The following is a 9338-nucleotide window of genomic DNA, read 5'->3' on the forward strand; positions in this document are numbered from 1 at the left end:
AGTCTGCGATGAGGATCTCGCCGCCCCAGATGTGGCCGTCCTCGCCGTAGCCGGTGCCGTCAAACGCCACACCGACAACCTTCTCGGCGATGCCGTGCTCGGCTGTGACGCTGACGATGTGGGCGTGATGGTGCTGCACGCCCACCTTGGGGATCGGTAGAGACAGCGCCCACTTGCTCGAGAGGTACTCGGGGTGCAGGTCGTAGGCGACGATCTCGGGCTCGATCCGGAAGAGCTTCTCGTAGAGTTTGACGGTACACTCGAAGCTGGCGAGCGTTTCGGCGTTCTCCATGTCGCCGATGTGCTGGCTGACGAACGCGTAGTTGCCGGTCAGGAGCGTGAAGGTGTTCTTCTGCTCGGGGCCTGCGGCGAGGATGTCCGTGTCGGTCTCGAATGGCAACGTGATCGGGAACGGCGCGTAACCGCGGCTGCGACGGACCAGCTCGGTGCGGCCGTCGACCACGCGCACGACGGAGTCGTCGTAGCGCGACAGGATCGCGCGGTCGTGCAGCAGGAAGGCGTCGGCGATGGTGGCCAGGCGCGTCAGTGCCTCGGCGTTGTCGGTCGCGATGGGCTCGTCCGAGAGGTTGCCGCTGGTCATCACCAGCGGACGGCCGCCCACCTCGGCGAGTAGCAGGTGGTGGAGCGGCGTGTACGGCAGCATGACGCCGAGCTCGGCGAGGTTGTCTGCGATGGCCGGCGCCAGCCCGTCGTTGGGCCGGCGGCGTAGCAGCACGATCGGGCGCACCACACCGGCCAGCAGCGCGGCTTCCTCCGGGCCAACGTGCGCGATGCGGTCGGCGGCCGTCAGGTCGGGCACCATGACTGCGAGCGGCTTGCCCCAGCGGCGCTTGCGTTCGCGCAGGTGGGCGACCGCCTCGGCGTTGGTTGCGTCGCACGCGAGGTGGAAGCCGCCGAGACCCTTGATTGCGAGAATGCGACCGGCTTTGAGCAGCGCGGCGGCACGGGCGACGATCGCGTCGCTGCGTGAGGCTTCGGCATCACGATCGCGGTGCGGGCGGGGCGAGGCTTCGCACTCGGGCGCCCAAACCCACGCGCTATCCATCTCGTCGCTTTCGTCGGCCAACAGGGGCAGCTCGACATCTGGGGACGGCATCAGGTACAACCGCGGTCCACAGATGAAGCAGGCGTCGGGCTGAGCGTGAAAGCGGCGATCGCGCGGATCACCGTACTCCTCGGCACACTGGGGGCACATGGGGAAGTCGCGCATCGAGGTCATCGGGCGGTCGTAGGGCACGTCGCCGATGATCGTGAAGCGAGGGCCGCAGTTGGTGCAGTTGATGAACGGGTAGCGGTAACGCCGGTCGCCGGGCGTGAAGAGCTCGGCGAGGCACTCAGGGCACGTGGCGATGTCGGGGGAGACGAGCGTCATCGCGCCTTCCTCGGCGCGCGACTCGCGGATCTCGAAGCCGCGGAAACCCTCGGGCTCGACCTCCTCGGCGACTACGCGCTCGACCACTGCCATGGTGGGAGCGAGGTAGCGAATCTCGTCAGGGAAGGCGTCGACAGCGGCGTCGTCACCCTCGACGAGGGCATAAACGCCGTCGCTGGCGTTGAGAACCCAGCCGGACAGACCGCGCTCGAGCGCGAGGTTGTACACGAAGGGGCGAAAGCCGACGCCTTGCACGATGCCGGTCACGTGCAGCGAGAGCGCCTTCACGAGCGGACGTCGCCGTCTCGGCGGTGACGCTGGCCGGCCACGAACCGGTTGTTGATGCGCACGAAGAGCTTGTAGGCCTGATCGAGCAGCACGAGCGCCTCTTTCGCGCTCGCTTCGCCTAGCTCCTCGCGCGCGCCCTCGAACGCCGCGTCGTGGATGAAGGCGTTGCGCTCGCTGCGAAGGGCGCGCCATCGCCGGGGGAACTCGGGGAGGCCGGCCTCGGCGGCAGCATCTTCGAACTGGACGCCGGTCAGCGTGGGGAACAGCTTGCCGAGGCGCTGGCCGACGGAACGTAGCGTGTCGAGCACGGCAGCTCGGAGCTTCACGCTGGCACCCTCGGCGGCCATGATTCGCGCAAGCATGTCCTCGAGCAACGACTCGAGGAAGGTGGCGGCCAGGATGACGACGACCTCGGACTCGCCATCAACATCGTAGCGACGGATGCGCGCGTCGACGCGCCTGAGGCGGTCGGGCGGGAAGAGGCGCCGAGCCCCGGTTACCGAGCCACACGCGGGGCACTTCATCTTGACGTCGGCGAACGCCGGATCGTGCGACAGGAAGCCGCACGTGGCGCACTCCCAGTAGACGGGTCCGTCTTGGTCGCTCGGCGCTTGGCCGTGCGCGTGTGGGTTCTCCGATGGCATGCGCTGATTGTAGCGCGACCGCCGCGAACCGCCCGACGTCACAGCGTCTTGAGGTAGGCGATGATGGCCGCGGACTGCGCGGCAGTGAGCTGGTAGTGCGGCATCATCGGGCGCAAGGCGTTGCCACCGGCCTGGCCGGTCGTTACGGCTGTGACGAACTGCGCCTCGCTCGTCAGCGGGAAGCGCGGCGCGTGCGATGAACTCGCCGAGCCCGTCAGGACGCTCCAACGGATGTCGGGCCCGACCATGCCCGTCGCGTCGTTGCCGTGGCAGCGTGCGCACGGCCCGCCCGCACCAGACGTCACCGGAAGCGCGGAGCCATCCGCGGCGTTCCCGGTCGAGAAGATCTGCTGGCCGAGCTGTGCTGCGGATCCGGCGGACCCGCTCGTAGACGACGGCGCGTTTGTGGTGGTCGACTGGGGGGCGGTCGACTGCGACGAGCAGCCAACGACGGTGATCGCGAGTACGAGTAGGAGCACAAAGGTGGCAGCGCGCGTGGTGGTCATCGCGAACTCTCCTGGGTCAGGGAACAGGCAACTCAGATGGTTCCCCTCGGGCAAAGTATTCGAATCGGGCGAACGGCGAGCCACCGCGCGTTCCAGCGAGGCGTAGCGGCCGAGGCGCCGCCGGGGTCTCAAGCGTCCTGGTGCCCGTGCACGTGGGTGTGGGCACGGGCGTTTGGCGTGGCGGTCGCCGGGCCCCGCCGAGCCACCAGCGCGTCGTCAAGGGGAGAGCCGGGCGTGTGCGATTCGATCTGGGTCGTTCGGTGCCGCTTGGCGTGCGCTACACCCCGCCGACTCCAGCCGCGAGCTAGACCAGCTCGACCGTCGTCTCGGTGCCGCTCGAGTTGCCCTCGAGGTCGGCGATTGCCGCGTCGAGCCGGCCACGCGCATCGGCGAGAAGCACGCCGGCCTGTGCCAGCGCGGTGCTGACCTCGGCACGCTTGCCGTGATCGGCGAGGTGGTGGAGCTGCTCGAGCCACTGCTGAACGACGGCGATCGCGTCGTCGGACTGCCCGATGGCCAGCTTCAACTGGCCTACATTGACGCCTGTCTCACACATCGAGATCTCCTTCTCTTGCTTGCCGGTAGCACGAGTCTGCCGATAGTAGCACGCCCGGTCCTTCCGCAGAAGTCCGGGCGCGCATCAAATCCATGCGAAAAGCGGGCCTAGCCGACCCAGGCCGACAACTCCTCGACGAGCTTCTTCTTAGGCATTGCGCCAACGATCTTCTTGGCAACCTGGCCGTCAACGAACACCAACAGCGTCGGGATCGAAAGGATGTCGTGTTTGGTGGCGACTGCCGGATTCTCGTCGACGTTGAGCTTGCCGACGGTGATGCCTTCGTACTCCTCGGCGAGTTCCTTGAGGACCGGCTCCATCATGCGGCACGGTCCGCACCACGGCGCCCAAAAGTCGAGCACGAACGGCTTGGAGCTCGAGGTTACTGTCGCCTCGAAGTTCGCGTCCGTGACCTGCGTCAGATCTGCCATGCGACGTTCTCCCTTCGGATGCCGGGCTCTAGAGCGAGCACTCGGTGTTCTCGTCAAGATACCTCAGAGCCTCAAAAGCCGCCGAGGCCCCCTTTGAAGCCGCGGTGATTACCTGCTTGAGCTCGGAGTCGGTCACGTCGCCGGCGGCGAACAGACCCGACACGTTCGTGCGTCCGTCGTGATCGATTCGGACGTAGCCCGCGGGCGAGAGGTCCACAAGCCCCTGAACGAGCTCGTTGACCGGGTGTACGCCCACGAAGATGAAGACGCCGTCGAGGGCCAGGTACTCCTCGGGCTCGCCCTTGGTGGACTCGAGCCGCACGCCGGCTACCTTGCCGTCGCCGCCTACAATCTCGACCGGGACGCGCGAGAGGTGCTCCTCGATCTTGGGGTTGACCTGGCAGCGCTCGCGAATGCACTTCGTGGCGCGGAACTCGTCCCGGCGATGGATCAAGTGGACCTTGGCCGCGAACTTGGTCAGGAACATCGCCTCTTCGACTGCTGCGTCGCCACCGCCGATCACTGCGACCGTCTTCTCCTTGTACAGCGCGCCGTCGCACGTCGCGCACCACGAGACACCGCGGCCCGTGAACTCGGCCTCGCCCGGGATGCCCAGCTTTCGCGGCACCGCTCCCGTCGCCACGATCACGACGTCGGCCTCGAACTGCTCGTCTTCGCAGTCAAGCAGGAAGTGCCCGCTGTCGAGCTTGGAGATCGACTCGATGGGCGAGAACGTGCGGATGATGGCGCCATGCTCCTCGGCTTGCTTGGTCATCAGGTCGCCGAGTTCGGCTCCGTTGATCCCGCCCGGAAAGCCGGGGTAGTTCTCGACCCAGTCGGTCGTGATGATCTGGCCGCCGGGAATGCCGCGCTCGAAGACAACGGTGTTTGCTCGGCCACGCGCCGCGTAGAGCGCCGCGGCGAGACCTCCGGGTCCGCCGCCGATGATTGCGATCTGGATGTGCTCTCGGGTCACCTGAGTCTCCTACGGAGCGACTGTCGAGGTGGTATCGATCTTGATACCCGTAGCCGCGGCCTGCTTCTGGATAGCATCCAGATCGGCCGCTGCGGTCGTGTAGATCTGCTGCTGCGACGGGTTGTTTTGAACGAGCTTCTGGACCTTCTTGAACTGATTCGCCGCGCCCTTCAGGTCCTGGCGGTTGCCCTGCCAGTAGAAGATCCCCAGGTTGAAGTTGGCGCTGACGTTGTTGGGGTCCTGCTGCAAAACGGTGGCGACTTCTTGGACCGCGCGGTCTGCCTGTCCGGTATAGAAGAGCAAAGCCGCATAGTCCGAGCGCGCGTTGAGATCGGCCGGTGCCAAGTGCAGGTACTGCTCGTAGTACGGCAGTCCCTGCTGGCCATAGACGATTGCCGTCGCAGCATCGCCCTGATTCTGCGCTTGCCGATTTTGATCGAAGAAGAAGTTGCCCATGCCCAGCAGAGACTGCGTGTCGTTGGGGTTCCTCTGCAGCGTGGTCAAGTACGTCAGGGCCTGTTGCTGTGATTGAGTGAGAAGCGTCCTGAACTCGGGAGGGATCGTAGTGCTGCTGGTGCGCACCGCGCCGGGTCCCCAGACGACGAGCACGATGACGCCGCCAAACACCGCGAGCGCCACGGCCAAGATCGAGAGCGGCACTCGATAGCGCTGGAATGGCCGGATGATGAACCGCCGAGCGAACCCGCCCTCGGTCCCGTCGCCGTGACGCTGTACCTGAATGCCGAGGGTCTGGGCCTTGAGGAGCATGTTGAGGTCGTTGGTGACCAGCGTGACCTCGGCGTCCTCGCCGTAGTTGTCGAGCAGCTGGAACACGGTTGCGAGGATGCGGTCGTCGGCGTTTCGTGTCTGCAAGCCGTTGGGCAGCGGGCCCTCGGACTCGAACGGCGCGACCCGAAGGGTGCCCCCGTCGGGCAGCTCGACGCCGTCGATCAGGGAGCCCTCCTCGGACAGGTCGAAGAGGATTCGGCTCACCTCGCGACCACGGAACCGTAGGTCTGGGTCGACGCGGGCGGTCTTGAGCTTGTCCAACTCGCCCAGGACCGTCTCGGGCAGCACTACATCGCAACGAGGGAACGACAGCAACACGTTGGGGTCGGCGAGCAACACGTTGGTGTCGAGCACCACAACTTTGGTCATAGGTACTGCGCCTTTCGGGCGTCGAGTCCGAACGGGAAGCCGAGGGTAACCCCGGCCAGATCATCGAAGCGCTTCGGTCGCCTGGTACTTGACTACAATCGGCGTCGTCAACGCCTGTCGGAAGGGTACCCCGTGCGACATTGCAACGTACGGGCCGATCACCCAAGTCCCCTGGACGTCTTCCTCGGTCCAGAGTGTCACGCCACTCGGATCGCTTGCGAACTGTGTGACGCGGATGCCTTGCGTCGTGGCCAAGGCGCCGATCTGTGCGCCGAGCTGAGCCTGAGTCTCCTTGGGGGCCCCAAGCACGGCCGAATCTAACACCTGCCCCGTAGATCTGTGAAGATCGATCACCGCTTGGGCGTAGCGTCCGCCGTCGTTGAGGATCAGTGCGACGACTGCCAGCCAGAAGATGATGATCAGCACGCGCTTCACGGGGTGTCCGGTCCTTCCGAACGATCAGGATCCGCCTCAGTGTAGCGCGCGTCCTGATCGGCGGCATCCGAGATCGGTCGGGTGCGCGTCTGCGCGACGTCGGGCGACTTCCGCACTCGCAAGACGATCCAGATCAACATGCCGCCCAAGATGACGACGATGCCGCCGATCAGCGCAAGTCTGTCGAGGTAGGAGCGACGGACGTCGATCGTCTTCTTGGTCACGATCACGTTGCCCGCCATGACCTGAACGGTGAGCTTGCCGTAGAGTGCCGAGCCCATGTCGATGGGGATCTCCACGAACGTCTCGCGCGGTGCGAGCTTCGTGGGGATGAGGCGCTGGCCCACGACACGCACACCGCCGCCGGTCTTGCACAGCAGCACGACGGAGAGCGTCTGCTTCGAGCCGTTCTGGATGTTGACCGGGATGTTACCGGTGGAGTTGGCGAGCGTAACGGCTTCGGCGGTCATCTTGATCTGGCTGAACAGGCTGTTGGCGCTATCAACCGCCGCGCCGGCGAAGGCAAGCCCGCTTCCGGCCTGCTTCCATGTGGCTGCCGGGTCCGACCACGTGCTGGACTCGGCGAGTAGCGAGTTGGTCTGCGCGACGGTTGCCTGATCGTCGTTGGGGCCGAGCACCGCCAGAAGGCCAGTGGCGTCGGCGCGCGCCTTGCGCACGCGGGCCCAGAAGCCGACCGGGGCGTTCTTGGTGACCGTCGGCGAGAAGTCGACTGGACGGGCACCCTTGGGGGCGTGCACGGACTCACCCAGCGCCAGGCGGGTCCAAGGCGTCGTCTCCACGGTTGTGAGCGCCAATCCGACGGTTGCCGTCGCGTCCTTTACCGTGTCATCCAGGTCGATACGCACCACGAGTGGCTGGTTCGCCGAGGGCGTGCCAAGCCGTCCGAACGTGTGAGCCAGAGTCGCGGAGGCGTCGGCAGCCTCGAGTCCTCGGCTGGCCTGTGCGTCGACCACGAGCGCCGTCAGCTGCGCACCGCCGACCGGGTACGCACCGCTGGCAACGGGCCGCTTGCCGATCCGAGTCAGTTCGGAGTCGGTGACTGCGTAGGTGACGCCACGCGTCTCGACGGCGCTTTGCATCGGGGCGGGGACGGTCCCGCCGGCAGGCACGGTGCCTACTGACGGCGTCGTCTGGATGCTCGAGAAGCACGCCGAGAGCCCCGCGTCGTACTGAACTGCGGCGTCGGCGTTCATACGGTTGATGGACAGGTCGCCGAGGTTCGGGTCGACGTAGCCCATGGTCACGAGCTCGAGGCGTCCGGTACCGATCGCCTGCTGCAGATGCGCGAGCGTCGAGCCGTACGCGAGCGGAACCGGGTCGCTCGCGGGAACCACCGTGCCGCTGGCAAGCCGGTAGCCGTCGCTTGCGATGCGACGCCACTCCTCAAGGGTCACTGGTGCGATAGCGAGCGTCACTCGCGCGGATGTGTCGCCGGCGACCATTGTCGCGATGCGGTCGATCTGCTCGCGTGCCAACGTGGCCACGGCGGGGTCGATCCCGAAGTTGCCCGAAGGGTCGCCCATCGGACGGGCGTGAACTTTGGCGACGACCACGACCGTGATGGGCGGCTTAGCGGAGTCGTAGATGCGGACCGGGACGACGACCTGAGTGGTGATGTCACTGCCGTTGATGTTCGCCTGGATCGAGAAGGTCGCTGGGTAGACGCCTGCCTCGAGTCCCAGCCCTGTGAGCGGCCGTGAGAACGAGAACGTCTGGGTGCCCTCGACGGCAGTGTCGAGGTACTGGGTGCGCTGGTAGACGAGTTTCCCGCTGGCTCGGTGCACTTGCAGTCTCGCGCGGACAGAGGAGGCGGCCTGCGGGAAGCGAATGACTCCAGTGAAGCCCATTGTTCCAGCAAGCGGAATCGCCGCGGCACTTTGCTCGAGCGAGATCGCGAGTCCCGGGATCGGGGCTGGGGCGCTCGGCGCGGCCGAGGCGGCCCCAGCAAGCGCTCCGAGCGCCAACAGCACCAGCGCGGCCGCCACATTTCGGGCGGTGCGACTGCGAGAAGCGCTGCGGGCCAAGGCCATAGGTGTGCTCCGGACTTCGGGGAACATCGCAGGTTGCGGCGACAAGGTACGTGTACCGACCACTGCCATAGGGCAGAAATGATTATCGCATGAAGCCTTCGAAAGGACTCACGACCGCCATGTCGCAAGCAAGCACCAAGCCTCCCATTCCAGATGTGCTCCCGCTTATTCCGCTGCGGGATCTAATCGTCTTTCCCGACCTCGTCGTCCCGCTGTTCGTGGGGCGCGAGCGCTCGATCAAGGCGCTCGAAGAAGCCATGCGCGAGCACCATCTGGTCGCGCTGTCCACGCAGCGCATCGCCGAGACGCAGGATCCGGGTCCGGCGGATCTGCACGATATCGGCTGCGTCGCTTCGATCATGCAGGAGCTCAAGCTGCCCGACGGGACCGCCAAGGCGCTCGTCGAGGGGCAGCAGCGCTTCCGCATCGTCGAGTTTGTGCAGACCGAGCCGTTCTTTCTCGTTCGCGTGGAGTTGATCGAGGAGGAGAGCGACACTACCGTCGAGACTCAGGCGCTGATGCGCGCGCTGGTCAGCGACTTCGAGCACGCCGCCGAGCTCGGCAAGCCGATTCCGCAGGAGGTCATCGTCGCTGCCTCGGCAATCGCCGAGCCCGGGCGCCTGGCCGACTTCGTCGCGTTCCACCTGAACATGAAGGTGGAGGAGAAGCAGGAGGTTCTCGACGCACTGGTGCCGCACGAACGTCTCGAGAAGGCCTCCGGCTTCCTCAAGAAGGAGCTCGAGATACTCGAGCTGGGCAGCAAGATCCAGAATCGCGTCAAGGAGCAGATGACCAAGACTCAGCGCGAGTACTTCTTGCGCGAGCAGCTCAAAGCCATCCAACAGGAGCTGGGCCAATACGACGAGGTCCAGGCCGAGATCGACGAGTACACCGAGCAGA

General features: G+C 65.9%; 10 protein-coding genes. 1 reads left to right on the forward strand and 9 read right to left on the reverse strand.

The window, feature by feature from the left end; all coding sequences use genetic code 11:
* The 9 genes from P4L93_07220 to P4L93_07260 form a co-directional block, all read right to left on the reverse strand.
* Positions 1-1681, reverse strand: a 1681-nt coding sequence (locus tag P4L93_07220; protein ID MDR3686727.1) for a carbamoyltransferase HypF, incomplete at its 3' end; no start/stop codon positions are given.
* The gene (locus tag P4L93_07225; protein ID MDR3686728.1) at positions 1678-2325 is read right to left on the reverse strand and encodes a hypothetical protein; all 648 of its coding nucleotides are present in this window, start codon (positions 2323-2325) and stop codon (positions 1678-1680) included. The genes P4L93_07220 and P4L93_07225, both read right to left, overlap by 4 nt.
* A 38-nt stretch (positions 2326-2363) precedes the next feature.
* Positions 2364-2831 (reverse strand): cytochrome c, encoded by a 468-nt coding sequence (locus P4L93_07230; protein MDR3686729.1) that lies wholly within the window; start codon positions 2829-2831, stop codon positions 2364-2366.
* A 304-nt stretch (positions 2832-3135) separates the two neighbouring features.
* Positions 3136-3387, reverse strand: a complete 252-nt coding sequence (locus tag P4L93_07235; protein MDR3686730.1) for a hypothetical protein — start codon at positions 3385-3387, stop codon at positions 3136-3138.
* A 107-nt stretch (positions 3388-3494) separates the two neighbouring features.
* Positions 3495-3818 carry a thioredoxin gene (gene trxA, locus P4L93_07240; protein ID MDR3686731.1) on the reverse strand — a complete coding sequence of 108 codons (324 nt, stop codon included), beginning with the start codon at positions 3816-3818 and terminating at the stop codon, positions 3495-3497.
* 28 nt (positions 3819-3846) lie between these two features.
* On the reverse strand, positions 3847-4794 hold the full coding sequence (gene trxB, locus P4L93_07245; GenBank protein MDR3686732.1) for a thioredoxin-disulfide reductase: 948 nt from the start codon (positions 4792-4794) through the stop codon (positions 3847-3849).
* A gap of 9 nt (positions 4795-4803) precedes the next feature.
* Positions 4804-5952: a PIN domain-containing protein gene (locus tag P4L93_07250; GenBank protein MDR3686733.1), complete on the reverse strand. Its 1149-nt coding sequence runs from the start codon at positions 5950-5952 to the stop codon at positions 4804-4806.
* Between the two features lie 60 nt (positions 5953-6012).
* Positions 6013-6387: a hypothetical protein gene (locus tag P4L93_07255; GenBank protein ID MDR3686734.1), complete on the reverse strand. Its 375-nt coding sequence runs from the start codon at positions 6385-6387 to the stop codon at positions 6013-6015.
* Positions 6384-8438 carry a hypothetical protein gene (locus tag P4L93_07260; GenBank protein ID MDR3686735.1) on the reverse strand — a complete coding sequence of 685 codons (2055 nt, stop codon included), beginning with the start codon at positions 8436-8438 and terminating at the stop codon, positions 6384-6386. Before P4L93_07260 ends, P4L93_07255 begins: the two co-directional genes overlap by 4 nt.
* A 119-nt stretch (positions 8439-8557) precedes the next feature.
* Between P4L93_07260 and P4L93_07265 the strand changes: the two genes are divergently transcribed.
* The coding region (locus tag P4L93_07265; GenBank protein MDR3686736.1) for an LON peptidase substrate-binding domain-containing protein at positions 8558-9338 on the forward strand (781 nt) is incomplete at its 3' end.

Source organism: Coriobacteriia bacterium (genome assembly GCA_031292615.1).
Lineage (GTDB): Bacteria > Actinomycetota > Coriobacteriia > Anaerosomatales > JAAXUF01 > JARLGT01.

Bases quoted from the DNA above. Each gene is read 5' to 3' on its own strand.
- P4L93_07235 (MDR3686730.1), bottom strand. From the start codon at position 3,387: ATGTGTGAGACAGGCGTCAATGTAGGCCAGTTGAAGCTGGCCATCGGG.
- P4L93_07230 (MDR3686729.1), bottom strand. From the start codon at position 2,831: ATGACCACCACGCGCGCTGCCACCTTTGTGCTCCTACTCGTACTCGCG.
- P4L93_07250 (MDR3686733.1), bottom strand. From the start codon at position 5,952: ATGACCAAAGTTGTGGTGCTCGACACCAACGTGTTGCTCGCCGACCCC.
- trxA (MDR3686731.1), bottom strand. From the start codon at position 3,818: ATGGCAGATCTGACGCAGGTCACGGACGCGAACTTCGAGGCGACAGTA.
- P4L93_07260 (MDR3686735.1), bottom strand. From the start codon at position 8,438: ATGGCCTTGGCCCGCAGCGCTTCTCGCAGTCGCACCGCCCGAAATGTG.
- P4L93_07225 (MDR3686728.1), bottom strand. From the start codon at position 2,325: ATGCCATCGGAGAACCCACACGCGCACGGCCAAGCGCCGAGCGACCAA.